22 protein-coding genes and 1 tRNA gene are annotated in these 23,792 nt (G+C 62.7%); 13 read left to right on the top strand and 10 right to left on the bottom strand.

Annotated features, from left to right (window positions below):
* The first annotated feature begins 64 nt into the window (after positions 1 to 64).
* The 5 genes from ACMFWR_RS17605 (at position 65) to lpxC (ending at position 6,358) form a co-directional block, all read left to right on the top strand.
* The gene (locus ACMFWR_RS17605; protein WP_413192877.1) at positions 65 to 1,012 is read left to right on the top strand and encodes a D-alanine--D-alanine ligase; all 948 of its coding nucleotides are present in this window, start codon (positions 65 to 67) and stop codon (positions 1,010 to 1,012) included.
* A 156-nt stretch (positions 1,013 to 1,168) separates the two neighbouring features.
* Positions 1,169 to 2,059: a cell division protein FtsQ/DivIB gene (locus ACMFWR_RS17600; protein WP_413192876.1), complete on the top strand. Its 891-nt coding sequence runs from the start codon at positions 1,169 to 1,171 to the stop codon at positions 2,057 to 2,059.
* A 58-nt stretch (positions 2,060 to 2,117) separates the two neighbouring features.
* A complete protein-coding gene (ftsA, locus tag ACMFWR_RS17595) occupies positions 2,118 to 3,350 on the top strand; it encodes a cell division protein FtsA (protein ID WP_413192875.1) in 1,233 nt (410 codons plus the stop codon).
* A 305-nt stretch (positions 3,351 to 3,655) separates the two neighbouring features.
* Entirely contained in the window at positions 3,656 to 4,843 is a 1,188-nt protein-coding gene (ftsZ, locus tag ACMFWR_RS17590; RefSeq protein WP_413192874.1) for a cell division protein FtsZ, read from the top strand.
* A 597-nt stretch (positions 4,844 to 5,440) separates the two neighbouring features.
* Complete coding sequence (gene lpxC / locus ACMFWR_RS17585) at positions 5,441 to 6,358, top strand: UDP-3-O-acyl-N-acetylglucosamine deacetylase (RefSeq protein WP_413192873.1); 918 nt, start codon at positions 5,441 to 5,443, stop codon at positions 6,356 to 6,358.
* Between the two features lie 268 nt (positions 6,359 to 6,626).
* On the opposite strand, the gene ACMFWR_RS17580 is transcribed toward lpxC, so the two are convergent.
* Complete coding sequence (locus tag ACMFWR_RS17580) at positions 6,627 to 7,103, bottom strand: DciA family protein (RefSeq protein ID WP_413192872.1); 477 nt, start codon at positions 7,101 to 7,103, stop codon at positions 6,627 to 6,629.
* Positions 7,104 to 7,329: 226 nt separating this feature from the next.
* On the opposite strand from ACMFWR_RS17580, the gene secA reads away from it, so the two are divergent.
* The 4 genes from secA (at position 7,330) to ACMFWR_RS17560 (ending at position 12,924) form a co-directional block, all read left to right on the top strand.
* Positions 7,330 to 10,155, top strand: a complete 2,826-nt coding sequence (gene secA, locus ACMFWR_RS17575; RefSeq protein ID WP_413192871.1) for a preprotein translocase subunit SecA — start codon at positions 7,330 to 7,332, stop codon at positions 10,153 to 10,155.
* Positions 10,156 to 10,297: 142 nt separating this feature from the next.
* Entirely contained in the window at positions 10,298 to 11,536 is a 1,239-nt protein-coding gene (gene argJ / locus ACMFWR_RS17570) for a bifunctional glutamate N-acetyltransferase/amino-acid acetyltransferase ArgJ (RefSeq protein WP_413192870.1), read from the top strand.
* Positions 11,537 to 11,583: 47 nt separating this feature from the next.
* The gene (locus ACMFWR_RS17565) at positions 11,584 to 12,450 is read left to right on the top strand and encodes an ATP-binding protein (protein WP_413192869.1); all 867 of its coding nucleotides are present in this window, start codon (positions 11,584 to 11,586) and stop codon (positions 12,448 to 12,450) included.
* Positions 12,451 to 12,453: 3 nt separating this feature from the next.
* Positions 12,454 to 12,924: an NUDIX domain-containing protein gene (locus tag ACMFWR_RS17560; RefSeq protein WP_413192868.1), complete on the top strand. Its 471-nt coding sequence runs from the start codon at positions 12,454 to 12,456 to the stop codon at positions 12,922 to 12,924.
* A gap of 5 nt (positions 12,925 to 12,929) precedes the next feature.
* Here ACMFWR_RS17560 and yacG read toward each other — a convergent pair whose 3' ends face one another.
* The 6 genes from yacG to ACMFWR_RS17530 form a co-directional block, all read right to left on the bottom strand.
* Positions 12,930 to 13,121 carry a DNA gyrase inhibitor YacG gene (gene yacG / locus ACMFWR_RS17555; RefSeq protein ID WP_413192867.1) on the bottom strand — a complete coding sequence of 64 codons (192 nt, stop codon included), beginning with the start codon at positions 13,119 to 13,121 and terminating at the stop codon, positions 12,930 to 12,932.
* Between the two features lie 78 nt (positions 13,122 to 13,199).
* Positions 13,200 to 13,955, bottom strand: coding sequence for a cell division protein ZapD (gene zapD, locus ACMFWR_RS17550; RefSeq protein ID WP_413192866.1), 756 nt, complete (start codon positions 13,953 to 13,955; stop codon positions 13,200 to 13,202).
* 81 nt (positions 13,956 to 14,036) lie between these two features.
* On the bottom strand, positions 14,037 to 14,651 hold the full coding sequence (coaE, locus tag ACMFWR_RS17545; RefSeq protein WP_413194946.1) for a dephospho-CoA kinase: 615 nt from the start codon (positions 14,649 to 14,651) through the stop codon (positions 14,037 to 14,039).
* Between the two features lie 35 nt (positions 14,652 to 14,686).
* Positions 14,687 to 15,769 (bottom strand): prepilin peptidase, encoded by a 1,083-nt coding sequence (locus ACMFWR_RS17540; protein WP_413192865.1) that lies wholly within the window; start codon positions 15,767 to 15,769, stop codon positions 14,687 to 14,689.
* Positions 15,770 to 15,883: 114 nt separating this feature from the next.
* Positions 15,884 to 17,137, bottom strand: coding sequence for a type II secretion system F family protein (locus ACMFWR_RS17535; protein ID WP_413192864.1), 1,254 nt, complete (start codon positions 17,135 to 17,137; stop codon positions 15,884 to 15,886).
* A complete protein-coding gene (locus tag ACMFWR_RS17530; protein ID WP_413192863.1) occupies positions 17,134 to 18,393 on the bottom strand; it encodes a GspE/PulE family protein in 1,260 nt (419 codons plus the stop codon). Before ACMFWR_RS17530 ends, ACMFWR_RS17535 begins: the two co-directional genes overlap by 4 nt.
* Before the next feature lie 80 nt (positions 18,394 to 18,473).
* Here ACMFWR_RS17530 and ACMFWR_RS17525 point away from each other — a divergent pair, with 80 nt between their 5' ends.
* The gene (locus ACMFWR_RS17525) at positions 18,474 to 18,644 is read left to right on the top strand and encodes a hypothetical protein (RefSeq protein ID WP_413192862.1); all 171 of its coding nucleotides are present in this window, start codon (positions 18,474 to 18,476) and stop codon (positions 18,642 to 18,644) included.
* 27 nt (positions 18,645 to 18,671) lie between these two features.
* On the opposite strand, the gene ACMFWR_RS17520 is transcribed toward ACMFWR_RS17525, so the two are convergent.
* From ACMFWR_RS17520 to ACMFWR_RS17510, 3 genes are all read right to left on the bottom strand, one after another.
* Positions 18,672 to 19,958 (bottom strand): HlyC/CorC family transporter, encoded by a 1,287-nt coding sequence (locus ACMFWR_RS17520; RefSeq protein WP_413192861.1) that lies wholly within the window; start codon positions 19,956 to 19,958, stop codon positions 18,672 to 18,674.
* Positions 19,959 to 20,218: 260 nt separating this feature from the next.
* A tRNA-Pro gene (locus ACMFWR_RS17515) sits at positions 20,219 to 20,295 on the bottom strand.
* A gap of 22 nt (positions 20,296 to 20,317) precedes the next feature.
* Positions 20,318 to 21,247 carry a polyprenyl synthetase family protein gene (locus tag ACMFWR_RS17510; protein ID WP_413192860.1) on the bottom strand — a complete coding sequence of 310 codons (930 nt, stop codon included), beginning with the start codon at positions 21,245 to 21,247 and terminating at the stop codon, positions 20,318 to 20,320.
* Between the two features lie 309 nt (positions 21,248 to 21,556).
* On the opposite strand from ACMFWR_RS17510, the gene rplU reads away from it, so the two are divergent.
* The 3 genes from rplU (at position 21,557) to obgE (ending at position 23,627) form a co-directional block, all read left to right on the top strand.
* A complete protein-coding gene (rplU, locus tag ACMFWR_RS17505; protein WP_413192859.1) occupies positions 21,557 to 21,868 on the top strand; it encodes a 50S ribosomal protein L21 in 312 nt (103 codons plus the stop codon).
* A gap of 18 nt (positions 21,869 to 21,886) precedes the next feature.
* A complete protein-coding gene (gene rpmA / locus ACMFWR_RS17500; protein ID WP_413192858.1) occupies positions 21,887 to 22,153 on the top strand; it encodes a 50S ribosomal protein L27 in 267 nt (88 codons plus the stop codon).
* Between the two features lie 349 nt (positions 22,154 to 22,502).
* Positions 22,503 to 23,627, top strand: a complete 1,125-nt coding sequence (obgE, locus tag ACMFWR_RS17495; RefSeq protein ID WP_413192857.1) for a GTPase ObgE — start codon at positions 22,503 to 22,505, stop codon at positions 23,625 to 23,627.
* Positions 23,628 to 23,792 lie beyond the last annotated feature (165 nt).

Raw genomic sequence — 23,792 nt, 5'->3', positions numbered from 1 at the left:
GTTGAATACACCGTGCGGCACGTGTCGCGCGGATGGAATCGGTTAGCGGGTATTGAACATCGGGATGAAAGCAGTGGATCCGAAAGCGTTTGGGAAAGTGGCCGTGCTGATGGGCGGCGTGTCGGCGGAGCGTGAGGTCTCGCTGAATTCGGGCCGGCTCGTGTTGTCTGCGCTGCGCGAGCGCGGTGTCGACGCGCATGCGTTCGATCCGTCGGAACGGCCGCTGTTCGATCTGCAGCGCGAGGGGTTCGCGCGCGTGTTCAACGCCTTGCATGGCGGATACGGCGAGAACGGCGCCTTGCAGGGCGCGCTCGAGTTTCTTGGCGTGCGGTATAGCGGCACGGGCGTGCTCGGCTCGGCGCTGGGCATGGACAAGCTGCGTACGAAGCTGATCTGGCAACAGACCGGTATCCCGACGCCGCCGTTCGAGGTCGTGTATCGCGGCGAAGACTATGCCGCGCGCGTCGACGGCATCGTGGCGAAGCTCGGTCTGCCGTTGTTCGTGAAGCCGGCGAGCGAAGGCTCCAGCGTCGCGGTGATCAAGGTCAAGTCGGCCGAGACGCTGGCCGCGGCGCTCGAAGAAGCGGCGCGCTACGACACCGTCGTGCTCGCCGAGAAGAGCATCGACGGTGGCGGTGAATTCACCGTGTCGATCGCGGGCGATCTGGATCTGCCGATTATTCGCATCGTGCCGGCAGGCGAGTTTTACGACTACCACGCGAAGTACGTGGCGGACGACACGAAGTATCTGATTCCGAGCGGGCTGACGAGCGGCAACGAAGCACGATTCAAGGCGCTTGCGCGACGCGCGTTCGAGATCCTCGGATGCAGCGGCTGGGGGCGCGCGGACTTCATGCTCGACGCCGACGGCAACCCGTACTTCCTCGAGGTCAATACGGCGCCGGGGATGACGGACCACTCGCTGCCGCCGAAGGCGGCGCGTGCGGTCGGTATCAGCTATGCCGATCTGGTGCTGGCGATTCTGGCGCAGACACTGGTCGACGAGAAGTGATGAAAGGAGTGCCCGGAAACTCGATACGAAAACTGAGATTCCGGGAGCAACACCAGTAGAGAAATCGAATACTGTTGGGCGCTTCGCGAAAGATGCGGCAAACGTATTCGAAATGGACACACAAAGTAACAAAACCTGACCGAAAGCAACTGAACGATGTGGCATAACGTCCGCCAACTCAATATGATCGCCTCCGCGCTCTATGCGCTGGTGGCGCTCGCGATATTGGGCACGGGTGCGCGCTGGATGTCGCAGCGACCGACGTTCGCGCTGCATGCGATCCAGATCGACGGCGACACTGACCATGTCAATGCGCTGACGGTGCGGCAGACGATCGTCGATCACCTGAAGGGCAACTTCTTCACGGTGAACCTCGAGACCGCACGCACGGCGTTCGAGTCGATGCCGTGGGTGCGTCATGCGAGCGTGCGCCGCGTGTGGCCCGACAAGCTGGCCGTCGATATCGACGCATACAAGCCGCTCGGCACCTGGGGTGACGACCGGATGGTCAGTGTCGATGGCGAGTTGTTTACGGCGAACCAGGGCGAGGTCGAAGGCGACCTGCCCGTGTTCGACGGACCGGAAGGCAGTGAGCATGACGTGGTCGCGCGGTATCGCGATTTCGAGGCCTGGTTCGCACCGCTGCATGCGAAGCCTGTCGAGGTCACGCTGTCGCCACGGTATGCGTGGACAGTGAAGCTCTCGAACGGACTGCAGATCGAATTTGGCCGCGAGCGCAATGCGCAGACGCTCGCAAGCCGCGCGGCACGCTTCGTCTCGTCGTGGGACCAGACGACGCAGCGCTGGGGCAAGGACATCGAGTACGCAGACCTGCGCTACCCGAACGGTTTTGCAATACGCAGTGCAAGTGTGCAGATTGCCGACGACCCTGCAGCCGGGAAGACCACCGGCGCGAAGCCAGCGGCGCCGTCGGCGAAACCTGCGGTCAAACCGGCGGCAAAGCCGTCGGGCAACAACGGGAATTCGGTCAAAACCATCGGCAAACCGGGAATCGCCGCGCCGAAGCAACAAGGGGTGAGGCAATGAACGCGATCCAGACCGTACAGCGCTTGCCGCACGTATCAAACGCCATGAGTCATACGCTATGAGACAAGATTACAAAGACCTGCTGGTCTCCCTCGATATCGGGACCTCCAAGGTCGTCGCCATCGTGGCCGAGCTCAAGGGCGAAGGTCACTACGAGGTGATCGGACTCGGGCAGAGCGACTCGAAGGGATTGAAGAAGGGCGTCGTCGTCAATATCGAGGCGACCGTCCAGTCGATCCAGCGCGCGCTCGAGGAAGCGGAGCTCATGGCCGACTGCAAGATCACCAACGTCTTCACGGGGATCGCGGGCAGCCACATCCGGAGCTTCAACTCGAGCGGGATGGTGGCGATCAAGGACAAGGAAGTCACGCAGGCCGACGTGGCGCGCGTGATCGAGACCGCGAAGGCGATCAACATTCCGACCGACCAGCAGGTGCTGCACATCCTGACGCAGGAATTCATCATCGACGGCCAGGAAGACGTGCGCGAGCCGATCGGGATGAGCGGCATCCGTCTCGAGGTCAAAGTGCATATCGTGACGGGCGCGGTGTCCGCGGCGCAGAACATCGTCAAGTGCGTGCGTCGCTGCGGTCTCGAGGTCAACGACCTGATCCTGCAGCCGCTTGCATCGAGCCTGGCCGTGCTGACTGAAGACGAGAAGGAGCTCGGCGTCGTGCTCGTCGATATCGGCGGCGGCACGACCGATATTGCGATCTATAGCGAAGGCTCGATCCGTCACACGGCCGTTATTCCGATCGCGGGCGACCAGATCACGAACGACATCGCGATGGCGCTGCGTACGCCGACGCCCGACGCTGAAGACATCAAGGTGAGCCACGGGATCGCCAAGCAGGCGCTCGCCGATCCGGAAGAAATGATCGAAGTGCCGGGGCTCGGCGAACGCGGTCCGCGCGTGTTGTCGCGTCAGGCACTTGCGGCGGTCATCGAGCCGCGCGTCGAAGAGTTGTTCTCGCTCGTGCATCAGGTCGTGCGCGAGTCGGGTTACGAAGAGTTGCTGTCGTCGGGCATCGTCCTCACGGGCGGCGCGGCGACGATGGAAGGTATGGCCGAGCTCGGTGAGGACATCTTCCTCAAGCCGGTGCGCATCGGCGTGCCCGAGTACGAAGGCGGCCTCGCCGACGTGGTGCGCAATCCGCGCTACTCGACGGCGATGGGCCTGCTGCTCGAAGGACGTTCGCAGCGTATGCGCGGACGCAAGGTCGCGGTCCAGTCGGGGTCGGCCAATCAGGTCTGGACCCGGATGAAGGAATGGTTCCTCGGCAATTTCTAGTCATGCAGTCGGAGGCATGACGCACGTGTGATTTGCAGCATGAGCGGTCCTGGTACGTTCGACACGGCATCGGTGGCCGCCCAGGTATCAGGCAGGTGCAGTAGGAGGCGTGACGGCGCAGCAGTCTGAAGTCGGCGTCGTCACGACGATCACGCAGTTCGCAGGATGCAGTGTGCAATTGACGCAGTTTGCTCAGTTTTGAATAGGGAGCAGCGCTGGTGTTCGGCGACCGGCGCGCGGCAAAGGGTTGCCCGATCCTTTGCCGGATAACGGCCGGGATGTTTTATCTCTGACGGAGGCACTCAATGGATTTCGAAATGCTGGAAACGGAAACCAACGGCACGATCATCAAGGTCGTCGGCGTTGGTGGTGCGGGCGGCAATGCCGTCCAGCACATGATCAACCGCGGTGTGCAGGGCGTGGAGTTCATCTGCATGAACACCGACGCGCAGGCGCTGGCCCGCTCGAAGTCGCAGGTCGCGATCCAGCTCGGCAAGACCGGCCTGGGCGCGGGCGCGAAGCCGGACATGGGCCGTGCCGCAGCAGAGGAAGCGCGTGAGCGTATTTCCGATTCGCTGCGTGGCGCGCACATGGTGTTCATCACCGCGGGCATGGGCGGCGGTACGGGTACGGGTGCGGCACCCGTGGTCGCACAGATCGCCAAGGAAATGGGGATTCTGACGGTCGGCGTGGTCTCGAAGCCGTTCGAATTCGAAGGTGGCAAGCGTATGCGCGTGGCGGAAGCCGGCTCCCAGCTTCTCGAAGAGCATGTCGACTCACTGATCGTGGTGTTGAACGACAAGCTCTTCGAGGTGATGGGCGACGATGCCGAGATGGACAAGTGCTTCCAGTGCGCCGACGACGTGCTTCATAACGCAGTCGCAGGCATCGCCGAAATCATCAACGTCGACGGTCTGGTGAACGTCGACTTCGAAGACGTGAAGACGGTGATGGGCGAGCAAGGCAAGGCGATGATGGGCACGGCGACGGTTGCCGGCGTTGATCGCGCGCGTCTGGCTGCCGAGCAGGCTGTTGCGAGCCCGCTGCTCGAAGGTGTCGATCTGTCGGGCGCGCGCGGCGTGCTCGTGAACATCACCGCGAGCCGTTCGCTGCGTCTGTCGGAAACGCGTGAAGTCATGAACACGATCAAGAGCTACGCCGCGGACGACGCGACGGTGATCTTCGGTACGGTCTATGACGACGCGATGGGCGATGCACTCCGCGTGACGGTGGTCGCAACGGGTCTGGGTCGTGCCGCCAAGAAGACGATGGCTGCGCCGATGACGCTGCTGAAGACCGGTACGGACAACATGCCGGTCAACACGATGATGCACAGCCATCAGCCCGCGATGACGACCGACTACGGTGCGCTGGAAACGCCGGCAGTCTGGCGCAGCACGCGCGAGACGGCGGCTTCGCACGTTGCAGCGCTGCAGGAAAAGGGCGTCGACACGTACGACATCCCGGCCTTCCTGCGCAAGCAGGCAGACTGAGACCGGTTCGCGCCGGAGAAGTGAAAGTTGTTTCGTGTATAAGCGTCGGCATGCACTCGACGCGGCCTTTGAGGCTGCGGGAAGACGTGTCGCCCGACGAGGGGTGTTGCGGAGTCGCCGGGGACGCCGCACGCCGGGCATCGTGAACAGCGACGGTCTTGCGCCTCGGGCAGGGTGCGGGAACGGGTAAGACTCGCGGGGGAAATCCCGCTGCCAGCGGTGTGTCTCGGGCCAGCCCCGGGGTTGCCGCACGGTATGGAGCTTGCTGCTCTCTCGGTGACGTGAAGTTTTGCATCAGAAGAAGTGTCCGGCCGTCCGACGTGCCTCCGTTCGGGCGGCCGGCGCAATACGCCGCCAGGCTTGCGGGCCGGGCTGGTGCAGGTGGTAGTGAGAGGCGAGGAAAGCAGGTGGTTGAGCGGCCGTAGTCAGGCAGATGCCGGCAGCCCAGCAGGCCGATCAGTCGATGCATGACTGTCACGCGCCTGTCGTAATGCCGGGAAACAGTTGGAAACGGCGGCTTTATCCGAATAGGTTATACTCGAGCCTATTAAGTAATCGGTCGCGATTGCGATAATTTATAGAGTCTTAGAGTCCGACATGCTGAAGCAGCGAACCATCAAATCGATCGTCAAAACGGTCGGCATCGGGATCCATTCGGGTCGCAAGGTCGAATTGACACTGCGCCCCGCGGGCCCTGATACCGGCATCGTCTTTACGCGCGTCGATCTGCCTCAGCCTGTCGAGATTCCAGCTCGTGCGGACAGCATCGGCGATACGCGACTTGCTTCCGTGCTGCAACGCGATGGTGCACGTGTCTCGACCGTCGAACATCTGATGTCGGCTTGCGCCGGCCTCGGTATCGACAATATGTACGTCGACGTGACTGCCGAAGAAATCCCGATCATGGACGGCAGCGCAGCGTCGTTCGTGTTCCTGATCCAGTCGGCGGGCATCGAGCAGCAGGACGCAGCGAAGAAGTTCATCAAGGTCACGAAGCCCGTCGAGATTCGCGAAGGCGACAAATTCGCGCGCCTTGATCCGTACTTCGGTTTTCACCTCAAGTTCCGGATCGACTTCCGTCACCCGGCCGTGGATCGCACGGGCCAGGAATGTGAAGTCGATTTCGCCGATACGTCGTACGTGCGTGAAATCTCGCGTGCGCGGACGTTCGGTTTTGCCCACGAGTTCGAGCAGCTGCGCGAGATCGGCCTGGCGCGCGGCGGCAGCATGGAAAATGCGATCGTGCTCGACGAATACCGGATCCTGAATAACGACGGCCTGCGCTATAACGACGAGTTCGCGAAGCACAAGATGCTCGACGCGATCGGCGATCTCTACGTGATCGGCCACCCGCTGCTCGCGTCGTACACCGCCTACAAGTCGGGCCATGGCCTGAACAACGCCTTGCTGCGCGAATTGCTCAAGCGCGAAGATGCCTACGAGATTGTCACGTTCGAAGACGCGCAGACAGCACCGCGTGGCTTTGAATACGACGCACAAGCGGTATTTGCCTGATATTCGCTTCTGCCTCGGTGAGTACGGCGTAGGCACTCGATGAGCAATTGGTGAGCGCGCGGTAAGGGCTCTATCCGCAGTACCGTACAAAACAAAATGCCTCGCACTCGCGAGGCATTTTGTTTTAATGGCCAATATTTTTCTGAATGCCAGGTTGATCAGGAAACGCGGCTTTTCCGGCCTTATTTACCGGATATAGGGCGATATTCACCCCATGATGAATGGGTATCCAGCCACCCCGCCATGCGCATTGAGGCCGTTTCGCCGATTATTTAGGTGTGTTTCCGGCGTGCCGGGCCACCATGCGTTCCAGGGCGTCGCGCAGCGGCGACGGTTCGAGATTGCCGGCCAGTTCGCTCAGGCACTGGACGCCGGCGGCCGATACCCGTGCCTGCTTGACGCTCGCTTCGCGCGGCGCTTCGGGTTTCACCTTGACCTTGAAGCCGCTGACCGGCCAGCCCCGTTGTTGCAGCGATTGCACGAGGCCGCGCTCCAGATGACGCAATCGGGCCGCCAGTGCGCTGTGTGCCGCGAAAATCGTCAGCATCTCGCCCTTGATTGTGCCGACCGTCACATGGGGCGCAAGATAGTCGGGCAAGATCGCACTCAGGTCGCGCTCGAGCGCCGCGACCTGGCGGACGCCGGCCCGCAGCGCGGCAAGCGCGTCGGTTTCGCCGAGCAGATCGCCGACCGCGCGCGCCGACGGCTTGCGCGCCGAGGCGTGCGTGCGGCGCGGCGGCCGCATATTCGTAGGATCAGGCATGACGCGAGCTGCGAATTCTTGAAATTTCGAAGGATGCAATCATTGTAATAGCCAGTGCCGTCCCGAAAGGCAACGTCTTGCCCGAACCCCCGTGGTTTCGCGGCTCTGACGCGAAGCCCGGAGGGGTTGGCGTGATAAAATCCCGCTTTTGCAAACCCCGAGGCCAAGCCGGCGGGGCGCGAAGGCGCGCCACGACGCAGACGATCCGATGATTTCCGGTGTTCTTAAAAAGCTCTTTGGCAGTCGTAACCAGCGACTGATCAAGCAATATCAGAAAAATGTCGTCGCGATCAATGCGCTCGAGTCGCAGATGGAGCAACTCAGCGACGATCAACTGAGCGCAAAGACAGTCGAGTTCCGTCAGCGTGTCGCATCGGGCGAAACGCTCGACCGGTTGTTGCCGGAAGCCTTTGCCGTGTGCCGCGAAGCAAGCCGTCGCGTGCTCAAGATGCGCCACTTCGATGTGCAGCTCATCGGCGGGATGGTGCTTCACTACGGCAAGATCGCTGAAATGCGCACCGGTGAAGGCAAGACGCTCGTTGCAACGCTTGCAGCCTATCTGAATGCGCTTTCGGGTCATGGCGTGCACGTCGTGACCGTGAACGATTACCTCGCGCAGCGCGATGCCGAATGGATGGCGCGCCTCTATAACTTCCTCGGGCTCAGCGTCGGTATCAACCTGTCGCAGATGGAGCACGACCAGAAGCAGCAGGCCTACGGCGCGGATATTACGTACGGCACGAACAACGAGTTCGGCTTCGACTATCTGCGCGACAACATGGTGTACGACACGACGCAGCGGGTTCAGCGAGCGCTGAACTTCGCGATCGTCGACGAAGTGGACTCGATCCTGATCGACGAAGCGCGTACGCCGCTGATCATTTCGGGTCAGGCCGAAGATCACACCGAGCTGTACATCAAGATGAACGCGCTGCCCGCGCAGCTCGAACGTCAGATCGGCGAAGAAAAGGCCGACGGCACGGGCGTCGAAGTCCCGGGTGACTACACACTCGACGAGAAGGCGCGTCAGGTGTTCCTGACCGAGCGCGGTCACGAGAAGGCCGAAGCGCTGCTCGCGCAGTGGGGCCTGATCGGCGAGGGCGAAAGCCTCTACGCGCCGCAGAACATCACGCTGATGCACCACGTGTACGCTGCATTGCGCGCGCACACGCTGTTCTACCGCGACCAGCACTACGTCGTGCAGAACGGCGAAGTCGTCATCGTCGACGAGTTCACGGGCCGTCTGATGGCGGGCCGGCGCTGGTCCGAAGGCCTGCACCAGGCCGTGGAAGCCAAGGAAAGCGTGCAGATCCAGCACGAGAACCAGACGCTCGCATCGATCACGTTCCAGAACTACTTCCGCATGTACGGCAAGCTGTCGGGCATGACCGGCACGGCCGATACGGAAGCGTACGAATTCCAGGAAATCTACGGTCTCGAGACCGTCGTGATCCCGACGAACCGTCCGCCCAAGCGGATCGACAAGCAGGACCAGATCTACAAGTCGGCACGCGAGCGCTACAACGCGGTCATCAACGACATTCGCGATTGCTACGAGCGCGGCCAGCCGGTGCTCGTCGGCACGACGTCGATCGAAAACTCGGAACTGCTGTCGGGTCTGCTGAATCAGGCCAAGCTGCCGCACCAGGTGCTCAACGCGAAGCAGCACCAGCGCGAAGCCGAGATCATTGCGCAGGCCGGCCGGCCCAAGATGATCACGATCGCGACGAACATGGCAGGCCGCGGTACCGACATCGTGCTCGGCGGCAACGTCGAGAAGCAGGCAGCGTTTATCGAAGCCGACGAGGCGATCCCTGCGGACCAGAAGCCGGCGCGGATCCAGAAGCTGCATGACGAGTGGCAGACGCTGCACGACCAGGTGAAGGCGGCCGGCGGTCTGCATATCATCGGTACCGAACGTCACGAATCACGCCGGATCGACAACCAGCTGCGCGGCCGTTCAGGTCGTCAGGGTGACCCGGGTTCGTCGCGTTTCTACCTCTCGCTCGAGGATCCGCTGCTGCGCATTTTCGCGGGTGACCGCGTGCGCGCGATCATGGATCGCCTCAAGATGCCGGAAGGCGAAGCGATCGAAGCGGGCATCGTGTCGCGCTCGATCGAGTCGGCGCAGCGCAAGGTCGAGGCCCGCAACTTCGACATCCGCAAGCAGCTGCTCGAATATGACGACGTCTCGAACGATCAGCGCAAGGTGATCTACCAGCAGCGTAACGAACTGCTCGAAGCGACCGATATTTCGGAAACGATCGCTGCGATGCGTCAGGCCGTGTTTGCCGAAATGACGCGTAACTACGTGCCCGAAGGTTCGATCGAAGAACAGTGGAACCTGCCGGGTCTCGAGCAGTTGCTGCGCGACGAGTGGCAGCTCGACGTGCCGCTGGCCTCGCATGTGGAAGGCGCCGAAACGATCGACGACGAGGAAATCGTCGAACTCGTGAGCGCCTCCGCCGAGCAATCGTACGATTCGAAGGTTGGGCTGATCGGCCGCGAGGGCTTCAGCAACTTCGAGCGCTCGATCATGCTGCAGACGCTCGATCGCAACTGGCGTGAGCACCTCGCCGCGCTCGACCATCTGCGTCAGGGGATCCATCTGCGCGGCTATGCGCAGAAGAACCCGAAGCAGGAATACAAGCGCGAAGCGTTCGAACTGTTCGCGGCGCTGCTCGACTCGATCAAGCTCGAAGTCACGCGCATCGTGATGAACGTGCAGATCCAGTCGGCTCAGCAGCTCGAAGACGTGGCGGACGACCTCGAAGAAAATGGCGGCCGGCTCGAGAACGTGCACTATCAGCACGCCGAGTACAACGAAGCGGGCACGGCCGTCGAATCTGACGATTCGGTCGCCGTCGCAGCGGTATCGGCCGGTGCGGCTGCGGCAGCCGTTGCGGCAGGCAGCGATCACGCAGCAGCGGCCGGCACCGAACCGCGCGTTGCGCTGCCGAAGGTCGGACGCAACGATCCGTGCCCGTGCGGCAGCGGCAAGAAGTACAAGCAGTGTCACGGTAAGCTGGCATGATCCTGAGCAAGCCCCGCCCGGCGCGGGGCTTGTGCCGATCCGAGATCGGCTGAACCTCCCCCGCAGCCACGCCGCGGGTTTTCCTCCCAGGGCCGTGCCGTCGTTCGGCGGACGCGGTCCGTTCGAATCGAAGCGCACAACGATGCCCGTCAATTTCCCCTCGATCGATCCCGCCCAACTTCAGCCTGTCGCCGGTGTGACACTTGGCTGGGCCGAAGGCAATATTCGCAAGCCCAACCGCAAGGACGTGCTCGTGATCTCGCTCGACGAGGGCACGACGGTCGCGGGCGTGTTTACGAAGAATCGTTTCTGCGCAGCACCCGTCATCGTCTGCCGCGAGCACCTTGCCAAGGCGCCGGCGGCGGGCGGCATTCGCGCGCTCGTGGTCAACACCGGCAATGCCAATGCCGGCACCGGCGAACCGGGGCTGGCTGACGCTCGTGCGACGTGCGCGGAGCTTGCCCGGCTGACGGGGTTCAAGGCCGAGCAGATCCTGCCGTTCTCGACGGGCGTGATTCTCGAACCGCTGCCGCTCGACCGTCTCAAGGCGGCGCTGCCCGATGCGCTCGCGCATCGCGACGCGGCGAACTGGTTTCTCGCGGCGCAATCGATCATGACGACCGACACCTTGCCGAAGGTCGCGTCGAAGCAGGTCACGATCAACGGACATACCGTCACGATGACGGGCATCAGCAAGGGCGCGGGCATGATCAAGCCCAATATGGCCACGATGCTCGGCTTTCTCGCCCTCGATGCGAAGATCGCGCAGCCGGTGCTCGACGAGCTCGTGAAATACGTGGCTGACCGTTCGTTCAACTGCGTGACCGTCGATGGCGATACGTCGACCAACGACTCGTTTATCGTCATGGCGTCGGGCCGTTCGTCGTTGCCCGAGATCGCTTCGACGAACGATCCGTCGTACGCGGCACTGCGCGACGCAGTCACCGCCCACGCGCAGACGCTGTCGCAGCTGATCGTGCGCGACGCCGAAGGCGCAACCAAATTCATCACCATTCAGGTCGAAGATGGCCGCGACGTCGAAGAATGCCGCAAGATCGGATACTCGATCGCGCATTCGCCGCTCGTCAAAACGGCCTTCTTTGCATCGGACCCGAACCTCGGCCGTATCCTGGCCGCGGTCGGCTATGCGGGCGTCGACGATCTCGACGTCAGCCGGATCGATCTGTACCTCGACGACGTGCATGTGGCGAGGAACGGCGGTCGCAACCCCGACTACCGTGAAGAAGACGGCCAGCGCGTCATGAAGCAAGCGGAAATCACCGTGCGTCTGCGCCTTGGGCGCGGGCAGGCGGAGGCGACGATCTGGACGTGCGATCTCTCGCACGACTATGTGAGCATCAACGCCGATTACCGCTCCTGACCATCAGCCCGAGCGCATCGGGCTACGGATACCGGGTTTCAAATTCGATGGACAAGCTTGAACAATTTCTCGCGCGTGCCGAGCAACTGCTCGCACGCGTCGAATCGCTGCTGCCGCCCGCGGCGCCCGATGTCGCGTGGGATTCGGCGGTGGCGTTTCGCTGGCGCACGCGTCAGGGACGCGGCTTCCTTCAGGCCGTGCCGAACACCTCGGCGATCGCGCTCGACGATCTGCAGAACATCGAGCGCCAGAAGCAGCTGATCGAGCAGAACACGCGGCAGTTCGTGAACGGCCAGCCGGCGAACAACGTGCTGCTGACCGGCGCACGGGGCACCGGCAAATCGTCGCTGATCAAGGCGTGCCTCAACGCGTTCAAGGATCAGGGCCTGCGGCTTATCGAGGTCGACAAGGACGATCTTCACGATCTCGGCGATATCGTCGATCAGATCGGGGGTCGACCCGAACGATTTATCGTGTTTTGCGACGACCTGTCGTTCGAAGAGGGTGAGTCGGGATACAAGGCGCTCAAGGTCGCACTCGACGGCTCGGTCGCCGCGCAGTCGGACAATGTGCTGATCTATGCGACGTCGAACCGGCGCCATCTGTTGCCCGAGTACATGAGCGACAACGAGACGTACAAGCACACGAGCGACGGCGAGATTCATCCCGGCGAAGTGATCGAAGAGAAGATCTCGCTGTCCGAGCGGTTTGGCCTGTGGGTGAGCTTCTATCCGTTCAAGCAGGACGATTACCTGGCGATCGTCTCGCACTGGATGAAACACTTCGGTCGCAGCGATGCAGATGTCGAAGCGGCGCGCGGCGATGCGCTGATCTGGGCGCTCGAGCGCGGATCGCGGTCGGGACGGGTGGCGTGGCAGTTCGCGCGTGACTGGTCCGGGCGTGCACAGGGTTAAGCGATGAGCGATGCACGAGAGGTGGCCGCGGCGGGGGCTGCGGCTAACGGTACTTCCGACGCCGCGCGCGATGTCGCCGCGGATGGCCGGCCCGTCACCGAGGTGGCGGTCGGTATTCTGGTGAAGCCGGATGGGCAGTTTCTGCTTGCGCAGCGACCGGACGGCAAGCCGTACGCGGGGTATTGGGAGTTTCCGGGCGGCAAGCTCGAAAAGGGTGAGTCGGTCGAAGCCGCGCTCGGGCGCGAGCTCCATGAGGAGCTCGGCATCACCATCGGCGATTGCGAACGCTGGCGCGTGCTTGAACACGACTATCCGCACGCCTATGTGCGGCTGTATTTCTGCAAGGTCCGCACGTGGGAAGGCGAGCTGGTCGGTCGCGAGGGTCAGGCGTTCTCGTGGCAGCAGCAGCCGATCACGGTCGATCCGCTACTGCCGGCAACGATTCCCGTGCTTGACTGGCTGAAGCAGGGCTGAACGGCCTAATTCAAATCTTTATGCTCCGGATCGTCCGGCAGACCTTCACCGGTTTTGCCGGGGATCGTATATTTTTCGGCCGCCCAGGCGCCGAGGTCGATCTGTTTGCATCGTTCGGAGCAGAACGGGCGATATTTGTTTTGCTCCGACCATTCGACTTTCTTGTCGCAGGTCGGGCAGTTCACGAAAGTTGTCATAGCTGGATCTCTCGCTCGAGAGTCGCCGGCAAGCGGCGCGCAAGGGCGCGAGGGGCATCGCCCCGGTGCGCTGCGCGCTTACAGCGTGCAGAGTGTCAGTTCGAATGGAATGTCGCTATCGACCGCGCGCGGGCGAAGATCGCCGCCTTGAGTCGTGAATCTGACCCACAGCATATATTTATTCGCGCTCGCCTCGGGAATCACGCGCGCTTCGACGGGGACACGGACCTGCATCAGATGATAGGTCCTGCCCGAGAGCATTTGCTGATAGCTCCCTTGCACCGCCATAACCTTCGCCGATTGACCCGACTCGCGCGCGAGGCGCAGGACGATCGCGGCCGCGTCGCGCAACGGCAGCATGGGCATCACCCATTTGGCGATGTCCTGGCGGCGTTGCTCAACCGGCAGCTGTTGCCATGCGTAGTAGGACGGCAGGTCGAAGCGGCAGGTGCCGCCCGGAATGATCGCGCGGCTGCGGATGCTCGTGAGCCACTCGTTTTCGGCCAGATGCTGAGTCGACTTGCCCTGCATCTGGTTCAGATTCGCAAGCGTGCCCTCGATTTCTCCGAGCACGACTTCAAGCGTCGACTGCTCGATCTCGGGGTTGTTGCGAAACGGCGCAAGCGTGACGCGCTGCCGCTCAAGTTCCTTGAGCAGGTCCGATTTGAGATCGGAGCGTCCCGCCACTTCCGAGATTTCGAATAGCGTCGTCAGCGCGACGTGGTGCTCGCGCGGGTCTTCCTGATGCAGGAAGAAAGAGAAGCGGTCGAACAGATCTTCGAGCCGCAACAGCGTTCGGATTCGCTCGTTGAACGGATACTCGTAGAGGATCAATGCTCGCCTTTGCCGGGACCGGGTTGAAAAGTTTTGTCATTCTAATGCTGCCCGTGCTCTGGTCGCAACGACGGCGCGAGCCTAATGCGCTTGAGCGAGCAAGAGATAGCGTCCGTGCAACGCGTCGACCTCGGCATAAATCGCTTCACGGGTTGCATGATCGTTGTCGATCACGTCGTCGGCCGCCGCAAGCCGCGCCGATCTCGACGCCTGACGCGCGATGATGGCTTCGACCTGTTCGCGTGTGAAGCCGTTGCGCGACATGACGCGCCCGATCTGCGTTTCGGGCGTGCAGTCGACGACGAGGACGCGGTCGACGCGACTGCGCCAACGCCCCTCGTCGCCCGATTCCACCAGTAGCGGAACCACAAAGACGCGATAGGCGCCGGTTGCGGCCTCGGCGGCAGCATTGCTCGCCGCCCGGATAAGTGGGTGGGTAATCGCTTCGAGCTTGCGCCGCGCCCCCTCGTTGCCGAAGACCAGCGTGCGCATGCGCGCACGGTCGAGCGCGCCTTCAGGCGTCACGTACTCCGGGCCGAAGTCACGTTCGATCGCGGGCATCGCCGCGCCGCCCGGGGCGGTGAGCGCGTGCGCGATCAGGTCGGTGTCGATGATCGTCGCGCCGAGCGCCCCGAGGCGATCCGCGACCAGTGTTTTCCCGCTGCCGATGCCGCCCGTCAGGCCAACGGAAAACATGTTGCGGGGCGCGTCTCCGGAGCGGTTGGCCATTGTTAGCCGCCGAATCCGGGCGTACCGTGCAGTGCCATCGCGGGCCACAGCGGCGTACCGGCAAACAGCGTGATGCATGCGGCGATCGCAAGGAACGGTCCGAACGCCAGCGGTTCGTCCCGGCGAAGGCGTCGCAGGGCGAGCAGCGCGAGGCCAACGGCCGCGCCGGACAGCGAAGCGAGCACCAGCACCTGAACGAGCGCCCCCCAACCGAGCCACGCACCGATTGCTGCGAAGAGCTTGAGGTCGCCCAGGCCAATGCCCTCGACTCTGCGCAACCACCAGAAGCCCCAGTAAATAAGCCAGAGGAATGCGTAGCCCGCTGCCGCACCGATGACGGCATCGGCCAGCGTTGTGAACGTCGGCCCGAGATTCACGATCAGGCCGGCCCACAGAAGCGGCAGCGTGATCGAATCGGGAAGGAGGCGGGTCTGCCAGTCGATGCAAGTGAGGGCGAGTGCAACGGCAGCGAATCCGAAGGCGAACACAGCGGTCCAGCCGGGGCCGAACCGCCACCAGGCGAGGGCGGCGAGCAGACCGGTGACGAGCTCGATGAGCGGATAGCGCGCCGGAATCGGTGCGTGGCAGGCGCTGCAACGGCCGCGCAGGGCGAGGTAACTGATTACCGGGATGTTTTCCCAGGGGCGCAGGACATGGCCGCATGCGTCGCAGCGCGAACCCGGATGCATCAGGTTGAAGGCGGGCGCGGTGGGCGCGGCGGATCCTCCGATTGACGTTGATGACGTCTGTGATGCGGAAGCAGATGGCTCAGATGTGGTGGATGACGCAGGCGCCGTGGAGACAATCGACGACACGGACGAGCCGAAGGACGCGGACGCCGATGACCTCGGCGCCGACGATGATGTGGGTTCGTCGCTCGTCAGGCTTGCCTCACCGGTCTGTATCTCTTCGAGATACGCTTCGACTGTGGTTTGCCAGTCACGCTCGAGCATGATCGGGAGTCGATGAACGACCACCGTGACGAAGCTGCCGATCACGAGACCGAAAGCGATGACGAACGCATATTGCGCCGGGGGCGGCAGCAATGCGAATCCGTCGAACAGAGAAAACAACCCGTTCAGCATCGTCTTGAGTCTGGTTGGTCGAGCGCGTGAAAAGGGCAGCGGCGATGGCTGGGTGGGGCGCTCGGTGGCCGCCCATGCTACACCAGCCGTGCGGACGTTGATATCGTATCCGGATCAGACCGCATGCCCGAGCTCAATGATCGGCAGATAGAGCGTCAGCACGATGCCGCCAATCAGCAGGCCAAGCACGGCGACCAAGGCGGGTTCGAGAAGACTCAGCACGCTTGCGATTTGCGCATCGAGGTCGTGATCGGCCATGTCGGCGAGGTCCATGAGCACCGCATCGAGCGCGCCGGTCTGCTCTGCAATGGCAACGGGCCCGACGATCGAAGGCGGAAATGCCGGCCGCGCGGTGCCGGTCGAGCAACTTGCCAGCGCGAAGGACAAGCGCTCGCCACGCCGGATGCGCGCGCTCGCGTCTGCGGTGGCCCGGTCGAACGACGGATGCCCGCTTGTTCTCGACAGGATATCGAGCGCATCCGCGAGCGGGACGCCCGCGTGAAGCAGGATACCGAGCGCCCGACACCACCGTGCGACACAGCGTCGGGCAATGAACGCGCCGATCAACGGCACGATCAGTACGTGTCGCGCGCACGTATCGCGGAGCTTCCGACTGCGGCGAAGCATCGCGGCCCACGCACAGTAGGCGGCGATGACTCCGCCCAAACCATAGGGCAAACCGGATGCGATCGCGTGAGAGCCTTCGATGACCGCCTGGGTCGCCGGCGGCAGCGCCGCGTTGAAGCTCGCGAAGATCTCTTCGAACGTCGGTATGACCCACCGGGCGAGTACGGTGACGACAGTGAGGGCGAAGACCAGCAGACAGGTCGGGTAGGTAAGGGCAGCACGAAGTCTGGCGCGTTGAGCGGCAGCCCTGCTTCGTTCGTCTGCGATACGCAGCAGCACGGCCGCAAGTGACCCCGATGCCTCGCCGACGGCGATCAGTGCACGGTGCTGCTCGTCCAGCCAACGTGGATGACGTGCCAGCGCGTGACTCAACGCGACGCCCTGTGTGACATCCCGGCGCACCGCGGACAGCAACGCACTCACCGCCGGACGCGGCGCACCGGCTTCGAGTACGTCGAGCGCAGCGATCAGCGGCAGCCCCGCATTGAGCAGACTGGCGAATTGACGCAGCGACGCCGTGAGATGTGCGGGTTTGACGGCGCGCGGCGTGCCTGCCCGGTCCGGACGACGGTTCCCTGACGCCAGCGTTGACGGCGCATTTCGTACCGGTGTGATGCTCGCATCGAGCGTCTCTCGCCGACGCGGCAGATCCGACGCCTCTGGCGTATGTCGTTCGCGAAGATCGGGCGTCACATCCGGTGTGCGAGGCAGCGCTGACTTCGTCGGGGCGAGTCGGCTCACAGATCGAACTCCGTCGCACTCAATGCCGCTTCGAGCGATGTCTCGCCGCGCAGCACCTTGACGAGTGCCGCATCGCGCAGGGACGCAATGCCCTCGGCGCTTGCCTGGACGGTCAGCGACCGCACGCTCGCTCGTTCGATGATGCGGTCTCGCAGCGAAGCCGAGATCGGCATCACCTGATGCACGCCGACGCGCCCTTTGTATCCGATCCGGTGACACTCGTCGCATCCGCCCGCGCGGTGCAGCGGGGTTCCGCGTTCGATGATGGCATCGGAGTAGCCCGCGGCGCGGAGCACGTCTCGATGCGGTCGATAGGGCACTTTGCAGGCCGGGCAGAGACGTCGCACGAGTCGTTGCGCCGTGATCAGGCGGATCGCCGCGGCGAGGTTGTGCGGCTCGATGCCGATATTGAGCAGGCGGGCGAGCGTCGACGGTGCGTCATTGGTATGCAGCGTCGACAGGACGAGATGGCCCGTATGCGCCGCCTTGACCGCGACGTCAGCGGTATCGCGATCGCGGATCTCGCCGACCATGATGACGTCAGGATCCTGTCGCAGCAGCGCGCGCAATGCGACGGCGAAGCTGAGCCCCGCCTTTTCGCAGATCGGCACCTGATTGACGCCCGCAAGCTGAAGCTCGGCGGGGTCCTCCACGGTGCAGATATTCGAAGCGATGTTGTTCAACGCATGCATGAAGCCGTAGAGCGATACCGTCTTGCCGCTCCCGGTCGGCCCCGTGACAAGCAGCAGACCATGGGGGGCACTCAGCGTTCTCGACACGATGGTTTCGTGCTCAGGCTCGAAGCCGAGCGCTTGCAGGCTCAGGTTCCCGGGGAGCGTGTCGAGCCGTCGCAACACGAGCTTCTCGCCGTACAGGGTCGGCAGTGTGCTGACTCTGAACTCATCGATCACCGTGGCGCTTGTCCGGATACGCAGCCGGCCATCCTGCGGCACGCGTCGCTCGGCGATATCGATGCGCGACAGGACCTTGATGCGCGTGACAACCGCATCGCGCAGCATGGCTGCGGGCCGCGGCAGCACGTGCAAGACGCCGTCGACACGGATTCGCACACGCCAACCATGCTCGTCGGGTTCGATGTGAATGTCCGACGCGCGGCGTGCGCCGGCGTCCTGAAGGATGTCTCGCAAAAGACGAGCGGCCGGCGAGTCGGCGATATCGTCCTGCGTGGTGACGGGCTGGACCGGAGGTCGCGCAGGCCAGCCTGCGTCACGTGTGTCGCGTGCGTCGTTCGTCATGAGGGCTCCGCTTCGAAACGATCGAAGCCCTATCGTCAGCCGCGGCGAGCACAGTGCACAGTCGACCGGACGGCCAGTGAATGGGCGCACCATCCATCAATTGTCTCGGCGATGGGACGCTCCAGCGCGTCCGCTCATGCAAGCCCAAGCCCAAGCCCAAGCCCAAGCCCAAGCCCAAGCCCAAGCCCAAGCCCAAGCCCAAGCCCAAGCCCAAGCCCAAACGTAGGCGCAAACCTCCGAGCCCTAAGTGACGACAGTCGCGGCCCTGAAACCAGGCTTCAAGCTCGAGCGCGAGCCACGGGCGGTTTGAACAGTTTGACCGTCTTCACCGCCTGGTTGTCGATCTGCATGACCTCGAGCCGGCAGTCGCCGATCTTGAGTGCGACATCCCCTTCGGGAATCTCTTCGAGGATTTCGAGAATCAGCCCATTGAGTGTCTTCGGGCCGTCGACGGGCAACTTGAGCCCGAGCCATCGATTGAGCTCGCGAAGCGGCATGGCCCCCGCGACGATGCATTCGCCGCTCGCATTCCAGCCGGCGCGCGTGTTCGCCGAACGCGGGATCGACGTCGTGAACTCGCCGATCAATTCCTCGATGATGTCTTCCGGCGTCACGAGCCCCTGAACTTCGCCGTATTCATTCACGATCAGACCGATGCGCTGCCGGTTCTCCTGGAAGAACTGGAGCTGCTGGAAAACAGGGGTGCCGGACGGGACAAAGTATGGTTCGGCGAGCAATTCGCGCAGCGTCTCACGGTCGAGTTCTTCATGGTGATGCAGTGCCGCCAGCGTCTTGCGAACATGGAGCACGCCCAGCACGCGATCGATGTCCGTCTCGTAGACGACGATCTTGTTGTGATAGCACGTCTCGAGTTGCCGGACGATCTGATCGAGCGACGCCGTCAGGTCGATCGCTTCGATGCGAGGGCGCGGCACCATCACGTCGTCGACGGTGATGTTTTCGAGTTCGAACAGGTTGAGCAGAATGCTTCGGTGCTTCGTCGGCATGAAGCTGCCCGATTCGACGACGATGCTGCGCAGCTCTTCGGTCGTCATGCGCGCATTGTTCGCATTGCGCGTATTGATCCGCAGCAGCCGCAGGATGCCGGTCGCGAACAGATTGACGAACCAGATGATGGGCCGCATCGCGCGCATCAGCGGCGCGATGATGAAGCTCGCGGGCAGCGCGATCTTTTCCGGATACGTCGCACCGACGATCTTCGGCGTGATTTCAGCAAACACGATGATCAGGAACGCGACAGCACCCGTCGTGATCGACAGCACGACGTTGTTGTTGCCGAACGTATGCAGGGCAAGCGACGTCGTGAGCACCGGGATCAGCGTGTTGATCAGGTTGTTGCCGATCAGCACTGCGCTGAGCAGATCTTCGGTCCGTGCGAGCAGACCCTGTGTGTTCTTGGCGCCGACGACGCCTTTTTGTGCGAGGTGTTTGAGACGATGGCGATTGAGCGCCATCATCGCGGTTTCAGAGATCGAGAAGAAACCGGACAGCAACAGGAGGATAGCGACAAGCCCTGCCTGCGCCCATAAGGGAAGCGATTCCACGCGTCGGGATCAATGGAGAGGGAGTTGGGGACACTATAGCAGACCGTTTTTGCACACCGCCGGGCGGGGCGTTTCGGGCTTGCTGCGTGATCGAGGGGGTGATTCGGAGACCTGGAAAGAAGCGTCGACATTGCGGCGAACGCTGTTGCGATCACCTCGGCGTCACGTCCGATCACCGTTACCGTTGTCGACGCTCGTTCGAAGAGCACAAATAAAAAAACCGCACGACAAGGTGCGGTCTTTTTACTTACTGCGAATTCTGGTCGGGGTGAGAGGATTCGAACCTCCGGCCTCTACGTCCCGAACGTAGCGCTCTACCAGGCTAAGCTACACCCCGAATTGATTTCCTCGTTGCCGCGTCAGGAAGAACGTGACGTCGAGTAAGAACATAAGTCTAGCAGGCTTTCTTTATAAATGGAATCGGGAAATCGAACAATCGCGTCGAAGGCCGCGCGCGCTTCGCGTTCCGCGCATTGCAGCGTGTAGTCGAGCGCGCCCGAACGCGTGATCGCCGAGAAGATCGTATCGAATCGATCGGTGCCGCCTTGTTCGATCGCTTCGCGCGCCAGCGTGCGTTCTTCGGCGTTGCCATGCTGCATCAGCCAGATCAGGGGCAGCGTCGGCTTGCCCTCGCGCAGGTCGTCGCCGGCGTTCTTGCCCATCGATTCCGGCGTGCCCGTGTAGTCGAGCCAATCATCCATGATCTGGAATGCCGCGCCGATGTGGCGGCCGTATTCAGCGGCAGCAGCTTCTTCGGCGGGTGCCGCGCCGGCGAGCACGGCGCCGAGTTCGGCGGCGGCCTCGAACAGCTTGGCGGTCTTGTAGCGGATGACCTGCATGTACCGCGCTTCGTCGACGTCGGGGTCGTGCATGTTCAACAGCTGCAGGACTTCCCCTTCGGAGATGATGTTCGTCGCGTCGGACAGGATCTGCATGACGCGCATCGAATCGACGCCCACCATCATCTGAAATGCACGCGAGTACAGAAAGTCGCCGACCAGCACGCTCGCGGCGTTGCCGAACAGGGCATTGGCCGTTTGCTTGCCACGCCGCAGGGCCGATTCATCGACCACGTCGTCGTGCAGCAGCGTCGCGGTGTGAATGAATTCGATGACGGCCGCGAGCTCATGGCGGTGCGGGCCCGTGTCGCCGAGCGCGCGTGCAACGATGAGCAGCAGCGCGGGGCGCAGGCGCTTGCCTCCCGCACCGATGATGTATTCGGAGATCTGGTTGATCAGGACAACCTCCGACGCCAGGCGCTTCCGGATGACCCGGTTTACCTGTTCCATATCTTCGGCGATGGGTGCGAGGAGGCTTGTAGCGGAGGTCGTGGCGGTCAACGCAGGTACCGAAAGTCTTGTTGAATAACCGGGCGATTATAGACTGAACCGCTGTATTCCCGTCGCATCGGCCGCGCGAGGCGGACAGACTTGCGCGAAACCAGATGGCCGCCGCGCTGGCAAGCGCGCGTCGGGTGCATGGCCGGACCGTCGGCAAGTCCTTTGTACGTTGCCTTTGACCGCAGGCAAAACTTCTGTATAATCAATCGTTTCTCCGCGTGGTGCGGGGGAAAGAATGAATTCGAGTGAGGTTCAACAATGTACGCGGTCATAAAAACCGGCGGCAAGCAATACAAGGTTGCTGCTGGCGAAAAACTGAAAATAGAACAGATACCGGCAGACATTGGCGCAGAAATCACGCTTGACCAGGTGCTGGCAGTCGGCGAAGGTGAGTCGATCACGTTCGGCGCACCCCTGGTTAGCGGGGCTTCGGTCAAGGCTACCGTGATCTCCCAAGGTCGTCACGACAAAGTGAAGATCTTCAAGATGCGTCGTCGTAAGCACTATCAGAAGCGTGCTGGCCACCGCCAGAACTACACTGAAGTGCGCATCGAAGCGATCAACGCCTAAGGGCCAAGGAGCACATCAATGGCACACAAAAAAGCAGGCGGCTCGTCCCGTAACGGCCGCGACTCCGAGTCGAAACGCCTTGGCGTGAAGGTGTACGGCGGTCAGGCAATCCTGGCTGGCGGCATCATCGTTCGCCAACGCGGTACGCGTATGCACGCAGGCAACAACGTCGGTCTGGGCAAGGATCACACCTTGTACGCACTGGCTGACGGCCACGTGGAATTCACGATCAAGGGCGCGGCGAAGAAGCAATTCGTCAACGTCGTCCCGGTCGCTGCGGAGTAAATCGGAATCGGGCGCGTGTCGCAGATGATGATCGAGGCGAAGCCCGTCATGATCTGATCGACCCCAGCGCTCGACCGAGCCGCAGAGCGGCTTTGTCCGCCCTGGCCACGAAGGCCCCGCCTTTCAGCGGGGCCTTTTTTGTTTCTGCGCGCGTTCGTGCACTAGTGTGTAGTGATGCACGTGTCTGCGCGATCGTTCGCATGTTCCTGCCGCGTGTTGTTGTCACGCGTCGTCTGGCTCAGGCGAGCCGTTGCGGCGAACATCGGTTGTACCCCTTTATTGTTGAGCGTCTGGTAGAGCGGTCTCGCACGTCGACGGCCGCTGCACCAGGCGCTTTGAGAGAAGCAGCATGAAATTCATAGACGAAGCCCGCATCGAAGTGATCGCCGGCGACGGCGGCAATGGCAGTGCGTCGATGCGGCGTGAGAAGTTCGTGCCGTTCGGCGGCCCCGACGGCGGCGATGGCGGACGTGGCGGCAGCGTGTTCGCGATCGCGGACCGCAATATCAACACGCTGATCGACTATCGCTACGCGAAGAAGCATCTCGCGCGCAATGGTGAGAACGGTCGCGGCGCCGATTGCTACGGCAAGGGCGGCGACGACGTGACGTTGCGTATGCCGGTCGGCACGATCATCACCGATATGGACACCGGTGAGCTGATCGCCGACCTGACCGAGCACAATCAGGAAGTCACGCTTGCCGAAGGCGGTCAGGGCGGGCTCGGCAATCTTCACTTCAAGTCGAGCACGAACCGCGCGCCGCGCCAGAAGACGGACGGCAAGCCCGGTCAGCGCCGCATGGTCAAGCTCGAGCTCAAGGTGCTCGCCGACGTCGGTCTGCTCGGCATGCCCAATGCCGGTAAGTCGACCTTTATTTCGTCGGTGTCGAACGCCAAGCCGAAGATCGCGGACTACCCGTTCACGACGCTCGCACCGAACCTCGGTGTCGTGCGCGTCGGGCCGAGCCAGAGCTTCGTGATCGCCGATATTCCCGGCCTGATCGAAGGTGCGGCCGAAGGCGCGGGCCTGGGTCACCAGTTCTTGCGCCACCTCCAGCGTACCGGCCTGCTCCTGCATCTTGTTGACCTGGCGCCGTTCGACGAAGAGACCGACCCGGTCGCCGAAGCCAAGGCCATCGTCAATGAACTCGCTAAGTACGACGAGGCGTTGCACGACAAGCCGCGCTGGCTGGTGCTCAACAAGCTCGACATGCTCGATGAAGACACGCGGAAGAAGCGCGTCGCGGACTTCGTCAAGCGGTTCAAGTGGAAGGGGCCGATCTTCGAAATCTCGGCACTCACGGGCCAAGGGTGCGAAGCGCTGACGTACGCGATCTTCGACTATCTGGCCAAGCACGGCGCAGCCGGCCAGGCAGCCGAAGCCGAAGAACTCGCGGCAGATCCGCGATTCCGCGAAAGCGCGTCGAATACGCGTGCGCAAGCTTCCGACGTGCAGTCAGGCGAGGCCGAGTAAGCAGAGCAGGCAGCGTAGCGGGGCTTTCTTGCGTCGCATCGGCCCGACCGTCGCAACGCAGCGAGACGCCGCTCGCCCCGCTCGCAAATAATTTCACGTTACACGCGTCCGGGGCTGCACAAGCAGCCCCTTCGCATGGCATCCTCGCCATTCCGGACGCGTCAT

Source organism: Pararobbsia alpina (genome assembly GCF_965118125.1).
GTDB classification, from domain to species: Bacteria; Pseudomonadota; Gammaproteobacteria; order Burkholderiales; family Burkholderiaceae; genus Pararobbsia; species Pararobbsia alpina_A.
This window is presented reverse-complemented; position numbering and strand designations above follow the sequence as displayed.